19 protein-coding genes are annotated in these 21,109 nt (G+C 71.1%); all 19 read left to right on the forward strand.

The window, feature by feature from the left end; all coding sequences use genetic code 11:
- The first annotated feature begins 145 nt into the window (after positions 1 to 145).
- The 19 genes from GWK15_RS18585 to GWK15_RS18675 all read left to right on the forward strand — a co-directional run bounded on the left by GWK15_RS18585 (position 146) and on the right by GWK15_RS18675 (position 21,089).
- The gene (locus tag GWK15_RS18585; protein ID WP_168042869.1) at positions 146 to 2,215 is read left to right on the forward strand and encodes a hydantoinase/oxoprolinase family protein; all 2,070 of its coding nucleotides are present in this window, start codon (positions 146 to 148) and stop codon (positions 2,213 to 2,215) included.
- On the forward strand, positions 2,212 to 3,861 hold the full coding sequence (locus tag GWK15_RS18590) for a hydantoinase B/oxoprolinase family protein (RefSeq protein ID WP_168042870.1): 1,650 nt from the start codon (positions 2,212 to 2,214) through the stop codon (positions 3,859 to 3,861). The genes GWK15_RS18585 and GWK15_RS18590 overlap by 4 nt, the downstream gene beginning before the upstream one ends.
- 40 nt (positions 3,862 to 3,901) lie before the next feature.
- Positions 3,902 to 5,431: an ABC transporter substrate-binding protein gene (locus GWK15_RS18595; RefSeq protein ID WP_168042871.1), complete on the forward strand. Its 1,530-nt coding sequence runs from the start codon at positions 3,902 to 3,904 to the stop codon at positions 5,429 to 5,431.
- A gap of 4 nt (positions 5,432 to 5,435) precedes the next feature.
- Entirely contained in the window at positions 5,436 to 6,389 is a 954-nt protein-coding gene (locus GWK15_RS18600; protein ID WP_168042872.1) for an ABC transporter permease, read from the forward strand.
- Entirely contained in the window at positions 6,389 to 8,242 is a 1,854-nt protein-coding gene (locus GWK15_RS18605) for a dipeptide/oligopeptide/nickel ABC transporter permease/ATP-binding protein (protein ID WP_168042873.1), read from the forward strand. Before GWK15_RS18600 ends, GWK15_RS18605 begins: the two co-directional genes overlap by 1 nt.
- Positions 8,239 to 9,225, forward strand: a complete 987-nt coding sequence (locus GWK15_RS18610; protein WP_168042874.1) for an ABC transporter ATP-binding protein — start codon at positions 8,239 to 8,241, stop codon at positions 9,223 to 9,225. The genes GWK15_RS18605 and GWK15_RS18610 overlap by 4 nt, the downstream gene beginning before the upstream one ends.
- 22 nt (positions 9,226 to 9,247) lie before the next feature.
- A complete protein-coding gene (locus GWK15_RS18615; protein ID WP_168042875.1) occupies positions 9,248 to 9,943 on the forward strand; it encodes an SDR family NAD(P)-dependent oxidoreductase in 696 nt (231 codons plus the stop codon).
- Positions 9,940 to 10,215: a 2Fe-2S iron-sulfur cluster-binding protein gene (locus GWK15_RS18620; protein WP_168042876.1), complete on the forward strand. Its 276-nt coding sequence runs from the start codon at positions 9,940 to 9,942 to the stop codon at positions 10,213 to 10,215. The genes GWK15_RS18615 and GWK15_RS18620 overlap by 4 nt, the downstream gene beginning before the upstream one ends.
- Positions 10,212 to 11,594, forward strand: coding sequence for an FAD-dependent oxidoreductase (locus tag GWK15_RS18625; protein WP_168042877.1), 1,383 nt, complete (start codon positions 10,212 to 10,214; stop codon positions 11,592 to 11,594). The genes GWK15_RS18620 and GWK15_RS18625 overlap by 4 nt, the downstream gene beginning before the upstream one ends.
- On the forward strand, positions 11,591 to 12,709 hold the full coding sequence (locus GWK15_RS18630) for an NAD(P)/FAD-dependent oxidoreductase (protein ID WP_168042878.1): 1,119 nt from the start codon (positions 11,591 to 11,593) through the stop codon (positions 12,707 to 12,709). Before GWK15_RS18625 ends, GWK15_RS18630 begins: the two co-directional genes overlap by 4 nt.
- Positions 12,706 to 13,878 carry a mandelate racemase/muconate lactonizing enzyme family protein gene (locus GWK15_RS18635; protein ID WP_168042879.1) on the forward strand — a complete coding sequence of 391 codons (1,173 nt, stop codon included), beginning with the start codon at positions 12,706 to 12,708 and terminating at the stop codon, positions 13,876 to 13,878. The genes GWK15_RS18630 and GWK15_RS18635 overlap by 4 nt, the downstream gene beginning before the upstream one ends.
- A complete protein-coding gene (locus GWK15_RS18640; protein ID WP_209442293.1) occupies positions 13,878 to 14,756 on the forward strand; it encodes an N-formylglutamate amidohydrolase in 879 nt (292 codons plus the stop codon). The genes GWK15_RS18635 and GWK15_RS18640 overlap by 1 nt, the downstream gene beginning before the upstream one ends.
- Before the next feature lie 80 nt (positions 14,757 to 14,836).
- Positions 14,837 to 15,604: an ABC transporter ATP-binding protein gene (locus GWK15_RS18645; RefSeq protein WP_168042880.1), complete on the forward strand. Its 768-nt coding sequence runs from the start codon at positions 14,837 to 14,839 to the stop codon at positions 15,602 to 15,604.
- A complete protein-coding gene (locus tag GWK15_RS18650) occupies positions 15,601 to 16,359 on the forward strand; it encodes an ABC transporter ATP-binding protein (protein WP_168042881.1) in 759 nt (252 codons plus the stop codon). Before GWK15_RS18645 ends, GWK15_RS18650 begins: the two co-directional genes overlap by 4 nt.
- Positions 16,356 to 17,543 carry an ABC transporter substrate-binding protein gene (locus GWK15_RS18655; RefSeq protein WP_168042882.1) on the forward strand — a complete coding sequence of 396 codons (1,188 nt, stop codon included), beginning with the start codon at positions 16,356 to 16,358 and terminating at the stop codon, positions 17,541 to 17,543. The genes GWK15_RS18650 and GWK15_RS18655 overlap by 4 nt, the downstream gene beginning before the upstream one ends.
- Positions 17,543 to 18,409, forward strand: coding sequence for a branched-chain amino acid ABC transporter permease (locus GWK15_RS18660; protein WP_168042883.1), 867 nt, complete (start codon positions 17,543 to 17,545; stop codon positions 18,407 to 18,409). The genes GWK15_RS18655 and GWK15_RS18660 overlap by 1 nt, the downstream gene beginning before the upstream one ends.
- Positions 18,409 to 19,305, forward strand: coding sequence for a branched-chain amino acid ABC transporter permease (locus tag GWK15_RS18665; RefSeq protein ID WP_168042884.1), 897 nt, complete (start codon positions 18,409 to 18,411; stop codon positions 19,303 to 19,305). The genes GWK15_RS18660 and GWK15_RS18665 overlap by 1 nt, the downstream gene beginning before the upstream one ends.
- Positions 19,302 to 19,817, forward strand: a complete 516-nt coding sequence (locus tag GWK15_RS18670; protein ID WP_168042885.1) for a GAF domain-containing protein — start codon at positions 19,302 to 19,304, stop codon at positions 19,815 to 19,817. Before GWK15_RS18665 ends, GWK15_RS18670 begins: the two co-directional genes overlap by 4 nt.
- Positions 19,818 to 19,850: 33 nt before the next feature.
- Positions 19,851 to 21,089, forward strand: a complete 1,239-nt coding sequence (locus GWK15_RS18675; RefSeq protein WP_168042886.1) for a metal-dependent hydrolase family protein — start codon at positions 19,851 to 19,853, stop codon at positions 21,087 to 21,089.
- The last annotated feature ends 20 nt before the right edge of the window (positions 21,090 to 21,109 follow it).

Consider the following 21,109-nt stretch of genomic DNA (forward strand, 5'->3'; position numbering starts at 1 on the left):
TCGTTCGTCGGGCACGACAAAATTCCGTAGAATGAAATTCTTTGGCGAAAACTGCCGATGGATGAAATTAGCGCTTGCCGCGCGTCAAAATGCAACGGGATAGTCACGGCCGTTCGAAGTTTCTTCCGCGAGAGGGGCAATCAGCATGGCCCGTTGGCGTGTCGGCGTGGATTCCGGTGGAACCTTCACGGATGTCTGCCTCTTCGACGAGGAAGCGGGCCGCGTCGAGGTCTGGAAGGTCTCCTCCACCCCCGACGACCCCTCCCGCGGCATTGCCCAGGGCGTCGAGGAAGGCATGCGTCGCGTCGCCCCCGACGCCGCGCAACCCGGCGCCCCCGTCGCCTATTTCGGCCACGGCACCACGGTCGCGACGAATGCGCTGATCCAGCATCGCGGCGTGAAGACCGGCCTCGTCACCACCGACGGCTTCCGCGACCTGCTCGAGATCGGCCGCCAGAAGCGTCCCGACCTCTATGACATGCAGGCGGACAAGCCGCCGACCCTGGTCTCGCGCGACCTGCGCCACGAGGTGCCCGAGCGCGTGCGCCATGATGGCCGCATCGACCTCGCCCTCGATGAGGACCGCATGCGCGCCGCCGCCAAGGCGCTGAAGGAAGCCGGGGTCAAGGCGATCGCCGTCTCCTTCCTCTATGGCTTCATCCGCCCCGAGCACGAGAAGCGCGCCGTCGAGATCCTCCGCGAGGAGATGCCCGACGTCTTCATCAGCGCAGGCCACGAGATCGCCCCCGAATTCCGCGAGTTCGAGCGCCTCTCGACCGTGGTGCTGAACGCCTATCTCGGCCCGGTCATGCGCAACTACATCGAGCGCCTGACCCCGCGTCTGCGCGACATCGGCATGACCGCGACGCCGCACCTGACGCAGTCGAATGGCGGCGTCATCGGCTTCGGCACGGCCGCAGAAATGCCGGTCCGCGCCGTGCTCTCCGGCCCGTCGACCGGCGTCGTCGGCGCCCAGGCGATCGGCGCGCTGGCGGGCTACGAGGACCTGATCACCTTCGACATGGGCGGCACCTCGACCGACGTCGCGCTGCTCAATGGCGGGGCGTGCAAGCTGACCTCGGAGGCCATCGTGCATGGCTATCCGATCAAGGCGCCGATGCTCGACATCCACACGGTCGGCGCCGGCGGTGGGTCCATCGCCTATATCGATGCCGGCGGCCTGCTGAAGGTCGGCCCGCGCTCCTGCGGCGCGGATCCCGGCCCGGTCTGCTACGGGCGCGGCAACACCGAACCGGCCACCACCGACGCCAACGTGGTGCTGCAGACGCTGAACCCGCAATACCTGCTCGCCGGCCGCATGAAGGTCGACCAGGGCCTCGCGAAGGACGCCATCGGGCGGCTCGCCACGCAGCTCGGCCTCGGCGTGATGGAAACGGCCCAGGGCATCATCTCCGTCGTCACCGCGAACATGGCGCGTGCGATCCGCGTCATCTCCGTGCAGCGCGGCTACGACCCGCGCGACTACACGCTGATGGCCTTCGGCGGCGCGGGTCCGCTGCATGCGGCGCGCCTGGCGCGCGAGCTCGACATGAAGCGCGTGCTGGTGCCGCCCTATCCCGGCATCCTCTGCGCCATGGGGCTGCTGCTGACCGACCTGCGCGCCGACTTCGCCGCGACCAAGCTGTTGCCGGCAACGGCGGAGTCGGTCGGCGAGGTCGCGGCGGCCTTCGACGGCCTCGCGACCCGCGCCGCCGAATGGTTCGCGCATGAGGAGATCGCGGCCCCCGACCGGCACCTCACCCGCACCGCCGACATGCGCTACGCCGGCCAGAACTACGAACTCGCCGTGCCGCTGCCCGATGGCCCCGTGACCGCGGCGACCATCGCCACGCTGGCCGAAGGCTTCGCCGAGGCGCACAAGCAGCGCTACGGCTTCGTCGCGGAAGGCGAGCCAGTGCAGCTCGTCACCCTGCGCCTCGAAGCCACCGGCCGCGTGAAGAAGGCAGAACTGAAGTCCTTCCCCGACGCCGGCCCCGACGCTTCCGGCGCCATCATCGGCGAGCGCGAGGTCTGGTTCCCCGAGGCCGGCGCCTTCGTCGCCACCCCGATCTACGCGCGCGAGAAGCTGAAGCCCGGCAACACCTTCACCGGCCCCGCCATCGTCGAGCAGATGGACACCACCACGGTCGTCCTGCCCGGCATGACGGCCCGCGTGGATGCCTACCTGAACCTGATCCTGGAGGTGGCGGCATGAACGACGCGCCCGCGACCCACGCCCCCGTGCTCGACCCCATTACCGTCGAGGTGATCGGCGCCGCCCTCTCCTCCATCGTGGAGGAGACGGGCGAGGCGCTGATCCGCGCCTCCTACTCCACCAACATCAAAGAGCGGCGCGACTGTTCCACCGCGCTGTTCGACACCAGCGGCAACACGCTCTGCCAGGCGGAACACATCCCGATCCACCTCGGCAGCTTCATCGGCATCGTCCCGCACATCCTGAAGCTGCACCGCGTCGAGGAGATGCAGCCCGGCGACGTCTTCGTCGGCAACGACGCCTATGAGGGCGGCGGCACCCACCTGCCCGACATCGTCCTGGCCGAGCCGATCTTCGTCGACGGCACCATCGTCGCCTGGACCGTGAACCTCGCCCACCATTCCGACTTCGCCGACCGCGGCCACGCGCACATCTACCAGGAAGGCCTTCGGATCCCGCCCGTGCGCCTCTACCGCGCGGGCGAGCTGCAGAAGGATGTCCTCGACCTCATCCTGCTGAACTGCCAGGTGCCGCGCGAACGCCTGTCCGACCTGCGCGCGCAGATGGCGGCGAACCGCGTCGGCGTGCAGCGCTTCCAGGCACTCTGCGCCAAGTATGGCACGGCCACGGTCATGGCCGCCGGCCACGCCCTGCTCGACTACGCCGAGCGCAAGATGCGCGCTGGCATTGCCGCGATGCCGGACGGCACCTGGACCTTCGAGGATGTCTTCGAGAGCACCGAGGTCACCGAGCAACTCCCGCTGCACGTGAAGGTCACGGTGCAGGGCGATTCCATGTCGCTCCACTTCGACAGCCCGAAGCAGCTGCGCGCCGGTCTGAACATGACTTGGACCGCGCTCGCGGCGACCGCCTACTACGTGGTGAAGTCGGTGGTCGACCCGACCATCCTGCCCAATGCCGGCCTGGCGCGGCCGCTGACGGTCACCGCCCCGCCCGGCACGGTGCTGAACTGCAGTCACCCGGCCGCGGTGAACGGGCGCGTGCAGACCTGCCAGCGCGTCTCCGACCTCATCCTCGGCGCCCTCGCCCAGGCGGTGCCGGACCGCGTGACCGCCTGCTCCAACTCCGTCTGCACCGTCGCGACCTTCATCGGCCAGCGCGAGGATGACGGCGCCATCTGGGTCTATCTCGAGACCATGGGCGGCGGCGCCGGCGCACGCGCGACCAAGGACGGGCTCGACGGCGTGCATGTCCACGTCACCAACACCTCGAACCTGCCGGTCGAGGCGCTCGAGATCGAATACCCGCTGACCCTGCTGCGCTACGAGCTCGTGGACGGATCGGGCGGCGCGGGAACCTACCGTGGCGGCATGGGCCTGCGGCGCGTCTACCGCGCCGATGCCGATTGCCGCGTGCGCGTCGATGTCTCGCGCCTCTCGTCTAAGTCCTGGGGACTGTTCGGCGGTGGCGCCGGCGGCCACGGCGCCGTGGAATGCGGCCCGGGCGTGGTGTTCGACAAGGACAACGCGGTGCTGAAGGCCGGACAGTGGTTCGCCGTGGTGAGCCCCGGCGCCGGCGGCTACGGCGCGCCGGACAAGCGCGACCGCGCCGCCGTGGCGCGCGACCTGGCGGAAGGCGTCATCAGCCCCGCGACCGCCCGGGAGGTCTACGGCTACACTGGCTGACACAGGGTTCCGCCTGGGCAAGAAGCAAGGAGAGTCTCGCATGGGTCCGACCACCTCCCGCCGTGCCGTGCTGGCCGGTTCCGCAGCCGCTGCGATGCTGCCGTTCCTCCGTATCCCCGGCGCCCGCGCCGGTACGCCGGGCGAGCTGACCTTCGGCCTCTCCTCCTTCCCGCCCAGCATCCAGCCCTGGGCGAACACCGGCACCGCCGCCGCGACGGTCAAGCTGATGATCTATCGCGGCCTCACCTCCTACGCGCCGGACGGCGCGCTGCGCGGCGAGCTCGCGGAATCCTGGCAGCCGATCGGCACCCAGGGCTGGGAATTCAAGCTGCGCGACGCCCGCTTCCAGAACGGGGAGAAGGTGACCTCGGCCGACGTGAAGTGGACGATCGAACAGATCGCCGCAGAACGCTCCACCGCCTATTTCCGCGCGGAGATGCAGGGTGTCGAGCGCATCGAGACGCCTGACGACCGCACCGTACGGATCTTCCTCAAGGCCCCCGTGGCGACGCTGCCCATCATGATGGCGTCCTACCACCTGCCGATCATCTCGCGGAATTCGCCCCGCGGCAGCTTCGTCGGCGCCGGGCCCTTCACGATCAAGGCGCAGGAACGCGGCGTCTCGATCGAGCTCGAGCCTTTCGCCGGTTTCTTCCGCCCGGGCCTGCCGAAGCTCAAGCGCATCCGCGCCATCGCCTATGCCGATGAGAACCTGCGCGTCGCCGCGCTGCGCTCGGGCGATGTCGACCTGATCGAATACGTGCCCTGGCAGTCGATGGATGCCATCGCCGCCGACCCGGCGCTGAAGCTCGACACCGTCGACGGCGCCTTCATGTTCCTGGTGTTCAACGGCACCCGCGCGCCGTTCAACGACCACCGCGTCCGCCGCGCCGTCGCGCATGCGATCAAGCGCGATGAGCTCGTGCGGGCCGCCTTCTTCGGCCGTGGCTCGGCGCTGATGCAGCTGCCCGTCGCGGAATCGAGCCCCTTCTACAATGCCGAGTTCAAGGAGGGCTGGAAGTACGATCCGGACCTCTCCAAGCGCCTCCTCGCCGAGGCCGGGCACGCCGGCGGCATCTCCTGTTCCCTGCTCTCGACCGCGCAGTACGGCATGCACAAGGACACCGCCGAGGTGGTGCAGCAGCACCTTGCCGCCGTCGGCATCCGTGCGGAGTTGAACCTGCCCGACTGGGCGACGCGCGTCGCGATCGGCAACCGCGGCCAGTACGACCTCGCGGTGATGGGCACGGCGGCCGATTCCAACGATCCGGACGGCATCGCGAACTTCATCGACGGTTCGCTCTCGCCCTCCTACGTGCGCTCCTTCGGCCTCAAGATCGACCGCATCACCGAACTTCTCGCGGCCGGCCGCGCCGAGTTCGACCAGGCCAAACGCCGCGACATCTATCGCGAGATGGAACGCATCGCGATCGAGCAGGCGCCGATGGTCGGCCTCACCTGGCGCAGCCAGGGCTACGCCATGCGTCGCCAGGTCACGGGCTTCACCAACCTGCCGGGCGCCCTGACCTTCTATTCGGGCCTGACCTTCGAGACGACCGACGTCGCCTGATCCGATGCTTGCCTTCGCCGCCCGCCGGCTGCTGGTCTCGCTCGGGCTCGTCTGGGTGGTGGCTTCGCTGGTCTTCCTGGTGATCCACCTCATCCCGGGCGATCCGGCGGAACTGCTGCTCTCGCAGGGCGGCATCGCGCCGGACCCGGCGGCGGTGGAGGAACTTCGCGAGCGGCTCGGCCTCAACGAGCCGCTCTGGACCCAGTACCTGACCTACATGGGCGGCCTGCTGCGCGGCGATTTCGGCCTCTCCCTGCAGGACGAGCACCCGATCGCCGAGGAGATCGCGCTGCGCCTGCCGCGCACCCTCGAACTCGTCGGCATGGCCGGTCTGCTCTCGGTGATCTTCGGCGTGCCGCTGGGCATCGCCGCGGCGATGCGGGCCGGCGGCGCGCTGGATCGGATCCTGTCGGCCTGGGCCGGCTTCGCGCTGTCGGTGCCGGTCTTCGTCGTCGGCACCCTCGCGGTGCTGGTGCTGGCCCAACAGTTGAAACTGGTCTCCGCCGGCGGCTACGTGCCGCTGGCGCGCGACCCGGGCCGGCACCTCGCGCTGCTGATGATGCCGGCGGCGACCATCGCCGTCGGCCTCGGCGCCGTGGTCTTCCGCGTCATGCGCTCCTCGGTGCTGGAAGTGCTGGAACGCGAGCATGTCCGCGCCGCCCAGGCGCGCGGCCTCGCCCCCGCCGCCATCATCCGGCGCCACGTCCTGCGCAATGCGCTGACGCCGGTCGTCACCGTGGTGGCGCTGCATCTCGGCTCGCTGCTCGGCGGCACGGTGCTGGTCGAATTCGTCTTCAACTGGCCCGGCCTCTCCGGCTACCTGGTCCGCGCCGTGGAGGCGCGCGACTACCCCGAGGTGCTGGGCATCGTCCTCGTCATCTCGACGCTGTTCGTGCTGCTGAACTTCCTCGTGGACCTGCTCTACGCGGTGATCGACCCGCGGGTCAGGCACGGCTGATGCGCCGATCCTCCATCCGGGCGCTCGCGGTGCCGGGCGTGCTTGTCCTGTTAGTGGTGCTCGTCGCGTTGGCGGCGCCGATCCTGCCGCTCGCCGATCCGGTCCGGCAGGACGTGGCGAACCGCCTGTCCGGGCCCTCCGCGGGGCATTGGCTCGGGCAGGACGAATACGGGCGCGACGTGCTGTCACGCATCATCTGGGGCGCGCGGGTCTCGCTGACCGTCGCCGCCGTCGCGGCGGCGCTCGCCGCGATCGTCGGCACGCTGCTCGGCATCCTCGGCGGCTATTTCCGCGGCCTGGTGGAACTCGTCACGGTGCGCGTCGCGGAGATCGTCCTCTGCTTCCCGCCGCTGCTGCTGGCGCTGCTGGTCGTCACGCTGCTCGGCCCCGGTGCCGGCACGCTGGTCTTTTCGCTCGCCATCCTCTTCGCCCCCGGCTTCGCCCGCGTGGCGTACGCCGAAACGCTCTCCGCCCGCGCCCTCGACTACGTCACGGCGCAGCAGGCGCTCGGCGCGCGCACGCGGCGCATCCTGTTCCTCACCCTGCTGCCGAACATCGCGCCGCCGCTGATCGTGCAGTTCTCGCTCACCGTCGCGGCCGCGATGGTGCTGGAAAGCGGCCTGTCCTTCCTCGGCCTCGGCGTCGTGCCGCCCTCGCCCTCCTGGGGCCTGATGATCCGCGGCGCGCGGGCGAGCATGGAACAGGCGCCGCTCCTGCTCTTCTGGCCCTGCCTAGCACTGACCGGCACGGTGCTGGTGCTGAACCTGCTGTGCGACCGGCTGCGGGATGTGCTGGACCCGCGCGGCAAGGCCGCGGGTCGGCCCGGCTTCCTCGGCCGCCTCATCGCCCTGCCGCCGGCGCCCGCGCCGCGCCAGGCGCCGGGCCTGCTCACCGTGGACGGCCTCACCCTCTCCGTCCCCGGCCCCAAGGGCCCGATCGAGGTCGTGCGCGACGTCGGCTTCACGCTGGCGCCGGGCGAGACGCTCGCCATCGTCGGCGAAAGCGGCTCCGGCAAGACGCTGACCGGCCTCACGGTGATGGGCCTGCTGCCCGCCGCGGTGAAGCCGGTCGCCGGCAGCATCCTCTTCACCGGCCGCGACGGGCGCGTGCGCGACCTGCTGCGCCTGCCGGAGCCCGAGATGCGCAGCCTGCGTGGCCGCGACCTCGCGATGATCTTCCAGGATCCGTCCAGCAGCCTGAACCCGCTGCTGCGCATCGGCTCGCAACTGGCCGAGACGCTGCGCGCACATGGCGTGCGCAACGGCGTGCGGGACCGCGTCATCGGCCTGCTCCGCCAGGTCGGCCTGCCCGACCCCGAACGCGCCGCCGACGCCTATCCGCACGAGATCTCCGGCGGCCAGCGCCAGCGCGTGATGATCGCCGCCGCCATCGCCAACGGCCCGCGCCTGCTGCTCGCCGACGAACCGACCACCGCCCTCGACGTCACGGTGCAGGCGCAGATCCTCGCCCTGCTCGCCGATCTCAAGCGCGCCGAGGGCGGCATGGGCATGGCTTTCGTCACCCACAACCTCGCCGTCGTGGGCGAGATCGCCGACCGCGTGCTGGTGATGTACGCCGGCGAGGTGGTCGAGGAAGGCCCCGTCGCGGACGTCTTCGCCGCCCCGCGCCACCCCTACACGGCGGCCCTCATCGCCTCCATGCCAGAAGGCGATGCCGAACGCCTCACCGCCATTCCCGGTGCCGTGCCCCAGCCCTGGGCCATGCCGGCCGGCTGCCGCTTCGCCCCTCGTTGCACCCTTGCCGCCGAGGCCTGCCGCGCCACGGCGCCGGCGCTGACCGAGGTCGCACCCGGCCGGTCCTCCCGCTGCCTCCGGTGGAAGGAGGTCGCATGAACGCGCCACAGGACGCCCTCGTCCGCGGCGAGGGCATCACCCGCGCCTTCCATCGCCGCGGCGGGTTGTTCTCGCGCGGCACGCCGATGCTGGCGCTGCGCGGTGTCGATATCGCGGTGAAGCGCGGCGAGGCGGTCGGCGTCGTCGGTGAATCCGGCTGCGGCAAGAGCACCCTCGGCCGCGTGATGCTGCGCCTGTTGCCCCCGACGGACGGCCGCGTGCTGTTCGAGGGCGAGGATCTCGCGACCCTTCCCGCCGCCAGGCTGCGCGCGCTACGCCGGCGGATGCAACTCGTCTTCCAGGATCCCTATGGCAGCCTCGATCCGCGCCGCACCGTCGGCGCGCAGATCGCCGACGGCATGGTGATCCACGGCCTCGCGACCGGCGCCGAAGCCGCCGAGCGCGTCCCCGCGCTGCTGCGCCAGGTCGGCCTCGATCCCGACCATGCGAAGCGCCTGCCGCATGAATTCTCCGGCGGGCAGCGCCAGCGAATCGCCGTTGCGCGCGCGCTCTCGACGCAGCCCGATTTCATCGTCGCGGACGAACCGGTCTCCGCACTCGACGTCTCGATCCAGGCGCAGGTGGTGAACCTGCTCGCCGACCTGCGCGCGGAACTCGGCCTCGCGCTGATGTTCATCAGCCACGACCTGCACGTGGTCCGTCACCTCTGCGACCGCGTGGTGGTGATGTATCTCGGCCGCGTCATGGAGGAAGGCAGCGCCGCGGAGATCTTCCGCGCCCCCGCGCACCCCTATACGCGCGCCTTGCTCGCCGCGACGCCCTCGCTCCGCCATCGCGGCGCGGCCGCGGCCCCGCTCGCCGGCGAGGTGCCGAGCATCGCCCGCCCGCCTTCCGGCTGCGTCTTCCGCACGCGCTGCGCCTTCGCCCAGCCCCGCTGCGCCGAGGCCGTGCCGACTCTCGAATCCCTGCCCGGCGCCGGCGCGCGCCGCATCGCCTGTCACCGCGCCGCCGAACTTCCATGAACGAACAACAGGAGGACGCCCGATGATGGACCCGAAGGGCCGGGTGGCCATGATCTCGGGTGCAGCGCGCGGCATCGGGCGCGCGGTGACGGAACGCCTGCTCGCCGCCGGCTACACGGTCAGCGCCGGCGTGCGCGACCCGTCGCGCCTGCCCGCCCATCCCGCCCTGACCGGCCATCGCTTCGAAGCGACGGACCCCGCCAGCGCGGAATCCTGGGTCGCCGCCACGATCGCGCAGCACGGCCGCATCGACGCGCTGGTCAACGCCGCGGGCATCAACCCGAAGGCGCGGATGCTCGACACCGACGAGACGAATTTCGACGCCATGTGGACGGTCAACGCCAAGGGCCCGATGCGCGTCATCCGCGCCGCCTGGCCGCACCTCGTCGCCGCCGGCGAAGGGCGCGTCGTCAACATCTCCTCCCTCTCAGGCAAGCGCGTGCGCAACGAGAATCTCGGCTACGCCATGAGCAAGTTCGCGGTCATGGCTCTGACGCAGGAAGTGCGCCGCCAGGGCTGGGAGCACGGCATCCGCGCGACCGCCGTCTGCCCCGGCTTCGTCGACACCGACATGACCGCCCATGTCACCAAAGTCACCCGCGATGCCATGTCGCGCCCCGAGGACCTCGCCGCGCTGATCGAGGCCGTGCTGCGCCTGCCCAACACCGCGACCGTCGCGGAACTGCTGGTGAACTGCCGGCACGAGGACACGCTGTGAAACTCGTCCGCCTGCGCGATGCGTCCCGCCCCCGCATCACGCTGACGCTCGAGGGGCAGGCGATCGAGGCCCAGCAGGGCGACACGCTGCTGACGGCGCTGCTCGCCGCCGGCGCCGGCCACCTCCGCGAGAGCGAGTTTGGCGACGGCCCCCGCGCAGGCTTCTGCCTGATGGGCGCCTGCCAGGATTGCTGGGTGGTGGTCGAGGGCATGGGCCGGGTGCGCGCCTGCGCGACGCTCGCTGCCCAAGGCATGGAGGTCCGGCGCGGATGAAGGTCGCGGTGGTCGGCGCCGGCCCCGCCGGGGTGCGCGCCGTGGAACGACTGGTCGCGGCAGGCCTGTCGCCCGTATGGATCGACGAGGCCCCCGACGGCGGCGGCCGCATCTACCAGCGCCCGCCCGTGGGCCTCGCGCGCGATGCGCGCACCCTCTACGGCTTCGAGGCGAAGCGCGCGACTTCGGTGCACGACACGCTCGACGCGCTGAAGCCGAAGGTCGATTGGCGCCCCGAGACGCTGGTCTGGCACATCCGCCCCGAGGCGCGGACGCTGAACACCCTCTCCCGCGGCCGCCAGGCGGAGGTCGCCTACGACGCCGCCATCCTCTGCACCGGCGCGATGGATCGCGTCATCCCGGTGCCGGGCTGGACGCGGCCGGGTGTGACGACACTGGGTGCCGCGCAGATCGCGCTCAAGACGCAGGGCTGCGGCATCGGGCGGCGCGTCGCCTTCCTCGGCACCGGCCCGCTGCTCTGGCTCGTCGCCTACCAGTACGCGAAGGCGGGTGCGGAGGTCGTCGCGGTGCTCGACACCACCTCCTTCGCCACGAAGATGCGCGCAGCCCCTGGGCTGATGCTCGGCGGCATGACTTTCGCCAAAGGCCTCTACTACACCGCCTGGCTGCGCCGGCGCGGCATCCGCATCGCCGAGGGCGTCACGCCGATCGCCATCGACGGCGACGACAACGGCGTCACCGCCATCGCCTGGCGCGACGCGGCAGGACGCGAACACCGCGCCGAGTGCGACGCCGCCGGCATCGGCTGGGGCCTGAAGCCCGAAGCGCAACTCGCCGATCTCGCCCGCGTGCCGTTCCGCCATGACCCCGTGCAGGCGAACTGGGTGCCGGTGCGCGACGGCGCCGGGCGCACGCCGGTCGCAGGCATCTACCTCGCCGGGGACGGCGCGGGCATCGGCGGCGCCGAGGTCGCCGAGATCGCCGGCGCGCGCGCCGCGCTCGCGCTGCTGGCCGACGCGGGTCATCGCATCGACCCCATCGAGACCGTCACCCTCGACGGCCGCCTCGCGATGCAGGCGCGCTTCCGCGCCGCGCTGGAACGCGCCTTCCCCTTCCCCGCGCATCTCGCGCGCGGCATCGCCGACGACACGCTGCTATGCCGCTGCGAGGGCCTGCGCGCCGGCGAGCTCCGCGCCGCCGCCCGCGCGGAGGCCGCCACCGGCCCCGCCACCGAGGTGAACCGCGCGAAATCCTTCACCCGCGTCGGCATGGGCCGCTGCCAGGGCCGCGTCTGCGGCGCCGCGGCGGCCGAGGTGCTGGCCGCCGAACTCGGCTGCGACGTGGTCGCGACCGGGCGCCTGCGCGGACAACCCCCGGTCAAGCCGATCCCCATTCCCGCCCCGGTGAGCGCGCCATGACGACCGATTGCGATGTGCTGATCCAGGGCGGCGGCGGCGCCGGCTGCTCGGCGGCGCTGCATCTCGCGCAGCGCGGCGTGCGCGTCATCCTGCTCGAACGCGGCCTGGTCGGCAGCCAGGCCTCCGGCGTGAACTACGGCGGCGTGCGCCAGCAGGGCCGCAACCCGGCCGAACTGCCCATCGCGAAGCGATCGCGCGAACTGTGGGGACGGCTGAAGGACATCGCCGGCACGGATGCGGAATTCACCGTCACCGGCCACCTGAAGCTCGCCCGCAACGACGAGGAGGAGGCGGATCTCGTCGCCTATCTCGACGTCGCGAAGCAGTACGAGCTGCCGCTGCGCCTGGTGGGCCGCAATTCGATCCACCAGGAATATCCCTGGCTCGGCCCCAAGGTCGTCGCGGGATCCTTCGCGCCGGAGGATGGCGCGGCCAATCCGCGCCTGCTCTCCCCCGCGCTCGCCAACGCCGCGCGCGCCGCCGGCGCCGACATCCGCGAACATGCCGAGGTCGTCGCCCACGCCCATGACGGCACGCGCTTCCACCTGCGCACCACGAAGGGCGAGGAGTTCACCGCGCCCGTCCTGCTCAACATGGCCGGCTTCTGGGGCGGCAAGGTCGCTGAGGCCTTCGGCGAACCCGTGCCGATCGAACCGCTCAACCCCAACATGCTGGTGACCGAGCCGATCCGGTACTTCATCGAGCCCAACCTCGGCGTCGTCGGCGGCAATGTCTATCTGCGCCAGATCCCGCGCGGGAACGTCATCCTCGGCGGCGGGCACGGCGAATCCGATCCCTCGGTGCCCTGGTCCCGCCCGATGCCGGATGTGTCGGTCCGTGCGATGGAACTGGCGGTCGAACTCGTGCCCGCCATCGCCGGCGCGCAGGTCATCCGCTCCTGGTCCGGCATCGACGGCCGCATGCCCGACCGCATCCCGGTGATCGGGCCGAGCCGCACCACGCCCGGCCTCTTCCACGCCTTCGGCTTCTCCGGCCACGGCTTCCAGCTCGGCCCGGCGATCGGCGCGATCATGACCGAGCTCGTGCTCGACGGCCGCACCGACATCCCGCTCGAGGCCTTCCGCATCGACCGCTTCGGGACCACCGCCGCATGAAGATCACCCGCGCGCAGATCTACCTCTGCGAGATCGACGGCCGCCGCCCGCTCATCCTGCGCCTGTGGACCGATGACGGCACCCAGGGCCTGGGTGAGGCCGCACTCGCCTACGGCATCGGCGCGACCGGCGCCGTCGCGGTCATCGAGGAGATGCTGCGCCGGATCGTGCTCGGGCGGAATGCGCATGATGTCGAACCGATCTGGTCCGACCTCTACGACCACACCTTCTGGGCCAAGGGCGGCGGTCCCATCATCTACGCCGCGATCAGCGCGATCGAGACGGCACTGTGGGACATCAAGGGCCGCGCCCTCGGCGTGCCCGTCTACCAGCTGCTCGGCGGCGCCTACCGCCACGATGTCCGCTGCTACGCCAATGGCTGGTCCTTCCGCGCCGTCACACCCGAGGAGACGGCACGCGCGACCGAGATGCCGCTCAAGGCCGGCTACGACGCGCTGAAATTCTACCCGCTGGCGACGCCGATCCGGAACCACCCGAACGGCATCTTCGCCCATGTCTCCCGCCGCGAATTCGACCGTGACTTCGAGGACCTGGCCGTCGCCCGCGTGAAGGCCGTGCGCGACGCCGTCGGCCCGAAGGTCGAGCTCATGGTCGACATGAGCGCGGAACTCACGACCGACGCCATCCTCCGCCTCGGCCGCCGGCTCGAGGAGTTCGACCTCACCTTCTTCGAGGAACCCGTCGATCCCTTCGACCCCGAGGGCATCAAGACGGTCGCCGACGGGCTGCGCATCCCCATCGCCGCGGGCGAACGGCTCTACACCCGCTACGGCTTCCGTCGCCTCTTCGAACTGCGCGCGGTTGCCATCGTACAGCCCGACATCGGCATCGTCGGCGGCATGATGGAGACCAAGAAGATCGCGGCCATCGCCGAGATGTACAACATGCGCGTCCAGCCGCATCTCTGCGCCGGCCCGGTCGCGACCGCCGCGGCGCTGCAGCTCGATGCCTGCATCCCGAACTTCCTGATCCAGGAACTCTACCCCTTCCGCGTGCCGGAGCATTTCGACCTGGTCGATGCGCCGCTCGAACCGCAGGTGCGCAACGGCCGCGTCGCCATCCCGCAGCGCCCCGGACTCGGCGTCGACCTGGTCGAGGACCGCGTCGCCCCCTTCCTGCGCGCCGACATCTCCCTCGGGGACCTCTGATGACCGATACCGCCCTGCCGATGCATGTCCGCCCCGGCGTCTTCCTCCGCCGCGACCCCGCGGGCGATGCCGTCCCCGTCATCTTCGACATCCCGCGCAGCGGCGCCGAGTACCCACGGTCCTTCCGCCCGACCGCCCCCTTCGCCGACGTGCAGCGTTCCATCTCGATGTATGTCGAGGAAGCCTATGCCGGCGTGGTCGATGCCGGCGCGACCTGGCTTTACGCCTGCTTCCCCAACGTCTTCATCGACCCCAACCGCAACGAGCTCGACATCGACCCCGATGTGCTCGAGGGCGAGTGGCCCGAGCCGCTGAAGCCGGGCGAGAAGACCAAGATGGGCATCGGCCTGATCCCGATGGTCTGCGCCGGCGCCACGCGCCTCTACCCCAGCAAGCTGCCGGTCGCCGACGTGCGCGCACGCCTCGACGACTACTACTGGCCCTACCACCGCGAGCTCGGCCGCCTGCTGCAAGGCTTCCGCGACCGCCACGGCATGGCGCTGCACATGAGCTGCCATTCCATGCCCGCCATCGCCACCGCCGGCCAGGCCGATGCCGGCCAGCGCCGGTCCGACTTCGACCTCGGCGACCGCCACGGCACCACCTGCGGCGCCGAGGTGCGCGACCTCGTGGCCTCGGTCCTCAAGGGCTTCGGCTACAACGTCACCAACAACAAGCACTTCATCGGCGCGGAATGCGTCCGCAAGCATGGCGACCCGGCCAACGGCATCCACAGTCTGCAGATCGAGATGAACCGCGGCCTCTACATGGACGAGGCCGCGCGGACCCGCAGCGACGGCCTCGCCCGCGTCCGCGGCCACCTGGCCGAACTCGCCAGCCAGCTCGCGGCCTTCGCGCGGACGAAATCGCGCGGCTGACCGCGCGTCGGGCCTTGCCAGACGGCCCCGAATCCGTCGCCATGGCGCGGTTCGGGCAGACTGCGGGACAGACGGGGACCATGCACCAGGGATTGATGGAGGTCGGCGGGCTGCGGCTGTCCTTCGGCGGCCTCGCCGCGCTGGACGGCGTGTCCTTCGCCGTCGCGCCGGGACGCATCACCGCGCTGATCGGCCCGAACGGCGCGGGGAAGACGACGCTGTTCAACGCCGTCTCCGGACTCGTCCGCCCGCAGTCCGGCAGCGTCCGGCTGGAGGGGGAGGAGATCCTCGGCCTCAAGCCCGAGCAGATCACCGCCCGCGGCATGGTCCGTTCCTTCCAGATCGCCCGCGGCTTCCCGAAGCTCTCGGTCTTCGAGCACCTGATGCTCTATGGCCAGGACCAGCCGGGCGAGAACTGGACCGCCGCGCTGCTGGGTGCCGCCGCCGCGCGACGCCGCGAACAGGCGCTGGCCGAACAGGCGCTTGCCGTCGCGAAGCGGCTCAGGCTCGCCCATGTCATCGACAACCAGGTGACCGCGCTGTCCGGCGGCCAGAAGAAGCTGCTCGAGATCGGCCGCGCCCTCATGGCCGAACCGCGCCTGATGCTGCTCGACGAACCCGCCGCCGGCGTGAACCCGACACTCGCCGAGGAGATCGGCGACCTGCTCCGCGCCATCGTCGCCGAAGGCCGCACCATCCTCCTGGTCGAACATGACATGGCGCTGATCGAGCGCATCTCCGACCACGTCGTCGTCATGGCCGCCGGCCGCACCCTGGCCGAAGGCTCCTTCGCGCAGGTCCGCGACAATGCCGAGGTGCAGGACGCCTATCTCGGGGGCGCGCGATGACGGCACTGGCGGTCGAGGACCTGGTCGGCGGCTACGCCGCGGCGGACCACGTGGTGAAGGGCGTCTCGCTCGCCGTGGCGCCCGGCGAGCTCGTCTGCGTCATCGGCCCCAACGGCGCCGGCAAGTCGACGGTCCTCAAACTCCTGACCGGGCTGCTGCGCCCGCGCGGCGGCCGCGTCGCGCTCGACGGGCGCGACGTCACAGGCCTCCCGCCCCGCGCGGTGCTCGAGGCCGGGATGGTGTTGGTCCCCCAGGAACGCAACGTCTTCGGCACGCTGACGGTCGAGGAGAACCTCTCCATGGGCTGCTTCCTCGACCCGCGCCGCGCGCGGTCGCGGATGGCCGCGGTGATGGACCGCTTCCCCCTGCTGGCCGAGCGCCGCCGGCAGCTCGCGCGCACCATGTCGGGCGGCCAGCGCCAGATCCTCGCCATGGGCCAGGCGCTGATGAGCGAGCCGCGCGTGCTGCTGCTCGACGAACCGACCGCCGGCCTCTCGCCCAAGGCCGCGACCGACCTCTTCGGCCTGGTGCGCGCCACTGCCGCATCGGGCGTCGCGGTGCTGATGGTCGAGCAGAACGCGCTGCAGGCCATGGAGATCTCCGACCGCGCCCTGGTGCTGGTGGACGGTCGGAACGCACATGAAGGCCCGGCCCCCGCCCTGGCGCGGGACCCCGCCATACGCCGCCTGTTCCTCGGCGGCCGCGGGCAGGGCAGGATGGACACCACAGGGACCGCAAGGGAGACATCCCCATGATCATCACGACCCGCCGCACGGCGCTCTTCGCCGGCGCCTCGCTGCTCGCCGCCCCGGGGCTGGTCCGCGCCCAGGGCGCGCCGATCCGCCTCGGCACCCTCACGCCGCTGACCGGCGCGGGCGGCCCATACGGTCCCGTCATGGCGAACTGCGTGAAGTCTGTGGTCAGTGACGTGAATGCCGCCGGCGGCGTGCTGGGCCGCCAGGTCGCCGTGGTCAGCGAGGACGACCAGACCAATCCCGAGGCCGGCGTGCGTGCCGCCCGCAAGCTGATCGACGTGGATCGCGTCGCGGCCATCATGGGCACCTGGGCCTCGGCCGTGACGACCGCCGTCGCGCCGCTCTGCTGGGAGAGCAAGACCTTCCTCGCCACCGTCTCCGGCGCTGACTCCATCACCGCCCTGCCGCACAGCGGGTGGCTGATCCGCACCCAACCCAACACCACGCTGCAGGGCCGCAAGTTCGGCGAGTACGCGGTGGAGCTCGGCGCGAAGAAGGTCTTCTTCATGGCGCCGCAGACGCCCTTCACCCAGTCGCAGCTCGCCAACATGAAGCCACCGATCGACCGCGCCGGCGGATCGATCGAGCTGCTGATCTACGACGCCACCAAGCCCTCGCTGCGCACCGAGGTCGACCAGGTGCTGCGCGCGCGCCCAGACCTCATCGTCCTCGGCGGCTATACGCCCGACACCACGGTGCTGCTGCGCGACATCTTCCGCGCCGGCTTCCGCGGCAAGCTGCTGGCCTACGCCTATTCGGTGAACCAGCAGATGCTCTCCTCCCTGCCAAACGACGTGACCGAGGGCATCTACACCCTCGCCCCATCGCCGGCGGAAGGCTCGGGCGGCTTCGACCGCGTGAAGCGGATCGTCGGCAACGACAATCCCGACCCCTACACCTGCCAGATCTACGACCAGATCAACCTGATCCTGATGGCGATGGCGGTCGGCAACGACGCCACCGGCCAGGGCATCCGCGACAACATCCGCAAGGTCAGCCAGGGCGGCGGGGATCGCGTCGACAACGCGGTCGATGGCCTGCGCGCCATCGCGGCCGGTAAGAAGGTCGACTACGACGGCGCGTCGGGCCCCTGCGACTTCACCGATGCCGGCGACATCACCGACTGCAAGTTCCGCTACGAACAGGTGCGCGCCGGCCGGCAGACGCTGATCCGCATCGCCTGATGATCGAGGCGCTTCTCCAGGCGCTGATCAACGGGGTGATCGCCGGCACCATCCTCGCGGTGCCGGCGCTCGGCTTCACGGCGATCTTCGCGGTGCTGAACTACCCGAACTTCGCCATCGGGGCGCTGGCGACGGTCGGCGCCTATGCGGGCTGGGTCGGCAACACCGCGCTCGGCCTGCCGATGGTCGCGGCCCTTGCCCTCGCCTTCGCGGCGACGGCGGTCGCCGGGCTCGTCGTGCAATGGGCGGCGGTGAAGCCGCTCGAATCGGCTGGCGCGCTGATGATGGCGATCGCCTCCCTCGCCGCCGGGCTGGTGCTGGAAAACGCACTGCGCTTCGGCTTCGGCAACGACCTGCGCGGCTACGACCTGCCGCTGCTGCGGGACTGGCGCTTCGGCGAATTCCGCGTCGGCCCGCAGCAGGTGCAGAACTTCGCCCTCGCGCTCGCCGCCATGGGATTGCTCTGGGCCTTCCTGCGCTACAGCCGCACCGGGCGCGCGATGCGCGCGGTCGCCGACAACCGGGACCTCGCCTTGCTGCGGGGCGTCGACCCTGCGCGCGTCGCGGCGGTGACGGTCGCGGTCGGCGCCGGGCTCGCGGGCATGGGCGGGATGCTGGTCGGACTCGACACCTCGGTCGATCCGCTGGTCGGCACGCGGCTGGTGCTGTCCATCTTCGCCGCCGCCGTGCTGGGCGGGCTGGGCTCGATCCCCGGCGCGGTCGCAGGGGCCATTGCCATCGGCGTCGCCGAGGAGGTCGCCGTCCTCGCCTTCAACCCCGCCTATCGCCTGGTGGTCGGCTTCGTCGTCATCCTCGCGGTGCTGACGCTGCGCCCGGCGGGGCTTTTTGGCGCGCGGGCCTCCTGATGGTTTCCTACATCGTCTTCCTGCTCGTGGTCGCCGGCATCTATGCGCTGCTGGCGCAGAGCCTCTGCCTCGCCTGGGGCGTGACGGGGCTGGTGAACCTCGGCCTCGCCGGCTTCTTCGCCATCGGCGCCTATGCCTCCGCGACGCTGACGAAATGGGGCGGTGCGCCGGTGCCGGTCGGCCTGCTCGCGGCCATGCTCGCCGGCGCCGTCGCGGGCTTCGTCGTCTGTGTCTCCACGCTGCGATTGCGCGACGACTACCTCGCCATCGTCACCCTCGGCTTCGCTGAAGCGGTGCGCGTCGTCGCCTCCAACGAGATCTGGCTGACCGGCGGCACCGACGGCATCTCGGGCATCCCCGCCGGGCTGCCGCGCGACTGGGGGCAGGGCTTCCACCTCGCCGCGCTCGGCATCGTCACCGCGATCCTCGGCCTCGTCTGGCTTGCCTTGCGGCGCCTCGTAGCCTCCCCCTGGGGCCGTGCGCTGCGCGCGGTGCGGGAGGACCAGATCGTCGCCGCCGTCGCCGGCAAACGCGTCACGCGCCTGAAGGCCGAGGCCTTCGCGATCGCCGCGGCCATCGCCGCCCTCGCCGGCGCGCTCTACGGCCACTACACCTCCTACATCGCGCCCGAGATCTTCCAGCCGCTCATCACCATCTACGTCTTCCTCGCGGTCACCGCCGGCGGCAACGGGCGGCCCACAGGCGCGGCCATCGGCGCCTACCTGCTGATCGCCTTCCTCGAGGCGACGCGCTTCGCCGCCGAGGTCCTTCCGGGCGTCTCCGCCGTCCAGGCCGCCGCGCTGCGGGAAGCCTCGGTCGGCGTGGCGCTGATCCTGCTTCTTCGACTGAGGCCGCGCGGCCTCTTCCCCGAACTCAGCCAGAAGGCGCCCGCATGACGACCGAATTGCCGCCGGCCCTGATCGCCCTTGCCCGCGCCGCCGCCTCCGAAGCCGACCCGCGCGCCGTGTTCCGCGCCGCCGAGGCCGCCAACGCAGCCCTGCTCGGCCACCGCCTCTTCACCATCCTGTTCGTCGTGCCCGGCGGCGCGGAGGTGGAGCGCGTCCATTCCTCCGACCCCGTCGCCTATCCGCTGACCGGCCGCAAGCACATGGGCCCGACCCCCTGGGGCGACCTGGTGCTGAAGCAGGGCCGCACCTGGCTCGGCAACGGCATGGACGACATCCGCTGGGCCTTCTACGACCACGAGACCATCGCGCGCCTCGGCTGCGCCGCCTGCATCAACATCCCGGTCCGGGAGGGCGGCGAGGTGGTCGGCACGCTCAACATCCTCGACGCCGCCGATTCCTACACGGAGCGGGACGTCGCCACCGCCGAGGTGATCGGCGGCTTCCTGCCCGGCGCGCTCCGCCGTGCCGCCACCCTGGCCGCCGCCGCTGCCCGGGACTAGTTTCCCCGCCTTCCGCGCAGAGAGACCCGACGCATGACCGACGCCGTCCTGTTCGAAAACGCCGCCATCCTGGACGGCACCGCCGAGGGCGCCGTCCCCGGCCATGTCCTGGTCGAATCCGGCGCGATCAAGGAAGTCAGCGACAAGCCGATTGCGGCCTCCGCCGCGCGCCGCATCGACCTCAAGGGCCGCACCCTGATGCCGGGCCTGATCGACGCGCATGTGCATGTCGTCGCCGGCGTGGTGAATCTCGGCCTCAACGCCATGCTGCCCGACGCCGTCGTCGCCTTCCGCGCGGCGAAGATCATGAACGGCATGCTGATGCGCGGCTTCACCACGGTGCGCGACCTCGGCGGCTGCACCCACGGCCTGCGCATGGCGCGCGACGAAGGCCATTTCGACGGCCCGCGGCTCAACATCTCCGGCAAGGCGCTGTCCCAGACCGGCGGTCATTGCGACTTCCGCGGCCGCCACGACACGCGCGACACCGCCTTCTTCGCCGCGCGCCTCGGCAGCCTCGGCCGCCTGGTCGACGGCGTCGCCGATGTCCGCCGCGCCTGCCGCGAGGAGATCAAGGCCGGCGCCGACTACATCAAGATCATGGCCAATGGAGGCGTCGCCTCGCCCACCGACCCCATTGCCTTCGTCGGCTTCTCGCGCGAGGAGGTGCTGGCCGCCGTCGAGGAAGCCGAGAACGCCGGCACCTACGTCGCCGCCCACCTCTACACCGACAGCGCCATCCACCGCGCCGTCGACTGCGGCGTCCGCAGCCTCGAGCACTGCAACCTGATCCAGGCCGGCACCGCCCGCTTCGCGGCGGAGCGTGGCGCCATCGCCTGCCCGACGCTCGTCACCTACCAGGCGCTGAAGGACGAAGGCGCGACGCTCGGCCTGCCGGCGGAATCGGTCGCCAAGATCGATGACGTCCGCCTCGCCGGGCTGCGCTCGATCGAGATCATGTGCGAGGCCGGCCTGATGATGGCCTTCGGCACCGACCTGCTCGGCGACATGCACCGCCACCAGTCGGAGGAATTCGTCATCCGCGGCGAGATTCAGCCCGCCATCGAGGTCATCCGCAGCGCCACCATCAACGCGGCGAAGCTGCTGATGTCGGAAGGCAAGATCGGCTGCGTCGCCCCGGGCGCCCATGCCGACCTGATCGTGGTCGAGGGCGACCCGCTGAAGGATCTCTCGCTGCTGACCCGCCAGGGGCAGCACCTCTCCGCCATCATGCTCGGCGGCCGCTTCGTGAAGGACCAGCTGGCGGCCTGATCCGCCCAACAGGGAGACCG

Origin of the sequence: Neoroseomonas oryzicola (assembly GCF_012163135.1) — a bacterium.
GTDB classification, from domain to species: domain Bacteria; phylum Pseudomonadota; class Alphaproteobacteria; order Acetobacterales; family Acetobacteraceae; genus Neoroseomonas; species Neoroseomonas oryzicola.

Coding starts and splice junctions, on each gene's coding strand:
- GWK15_RS18660 (WP_168042883.1), top strand. CDS start 17,543: ATGATCGAGGCGCTTCTCCAGGCGCTGATCAACGGGGTGATCGCCGGC.
- GWK15_RS18650 (WP_168042881.1), top strand. CDS start 15,601: ATGACGGCACTGGCGGTCGAGGACCTGGTCGGCGGCTACGCCGCGGCG.
- GWK15_RS18665 (WP_168042884.1), top strand. CDS start 18,409: ATGGTTTCCTACATCGTCTTCCTGCTCGTGGTCGCCGGCATCTATGCG.
- GWK15_RS18615 (WP_168042875.1), top strand. CDS start 9,248: ATGATGGACCCGAAGGGCCGGGTGGCCATGATCTCGGGTGCAGCGCGC.
- GWK15_RS18600 (WP_168042872.1), top strand. CDS start 5,436: ATGCTTGCCTTCGCCGCCCGCCGGCTGCTGGTCTCGCTCGGGCTCGTC.
- GWK15_RS18590 (WP_168042870.1), top strand. CDS start 2,212: ATGAACGACGCGCCCGCGACCCACGCCCCCGTGCTCGACCCCATTACC.
- GWK15_RS18605 (WP_168042873.1), top strand. CDS start 6,389: ATGCGCCGATCCTCCATCCGGGCGCTCGCGGTGCCGGGCGTGCTTGTC.
- GWK15_RS18645 (WP_168042880.1), top strand. CDS start 14,837: ATGCACCAGGGATTGATGGAGGTCGGCGGGCTGCGGCTGTCCTTCGGC.
- GWK15_RS18670 (WP_168042885.1), top strand. CDS start 19,302: ATGACGACCGAATTGCCGCCGGCCCTGATCGCCCTTGCCCGCGCCGCC.
- GWK15_RS18630 (WP_168042878.1), top strand. CDS start 11,591: ATGACGACCGATTGCGATGTGCTGATCCAGGGCGGCGGCGGCGCCGGC.
- GWK15_RS18585 (WP_168042869.1), top strand. CDS start 146: ATGGCCCGTTGGCGTGTCGGCGTGGATTCCGGTGGAACCTTCACGGAT.
- GWK15_RS18625 (WP_168042877.1), top strand. CDS start 10,212: ATGAAGGTCGCGGTGGTCGGCGCCGGCCCCGCCGGGGTGCGCGCCGTG.
- GWK15_RS18595 (WP_168042871.1), top strand. CDS start 3,902: ATGGGTCCGACCACCTCCCGCCGTGCCGTGCTGGCCGGTTCCGCAGCC.
- GWK15_RS18635 (WP_168042879.1), top strand. CDS start 12,706: ATGAAGATCACCCGCGCGCAGATCTACCTCTGCGAGATCGACGGCCGC.
- GWK15_RS18640 (WP_209442293.1), top strand. CDS start 13,878: ATGACCGATACCGCCCTGCCGATGCATGTCCGCCCCGGCGTCTTCCTC.
- GWK15_RS18675 (WP_168042886.1), top strand. CDS start 19,851: ATGACCGACGCCGTCCTGTTCGAAAACGCCGCCATCCTGGACGGCACC.
- GWK15_RS18655 (WP_168042882.1), top strand. CDS start 16,356: ATGATCATCACGACCCGCCGCACGGCGCTCTTCGCCGGCGCCTCGCTG.
- GWK15_RS18610 (WP_168042874.1), top strand. CDS start 8,239: ATGAACGCGCCACAGGACGCCCTCGTCCGCGGCGAGGGCATCACCCGC.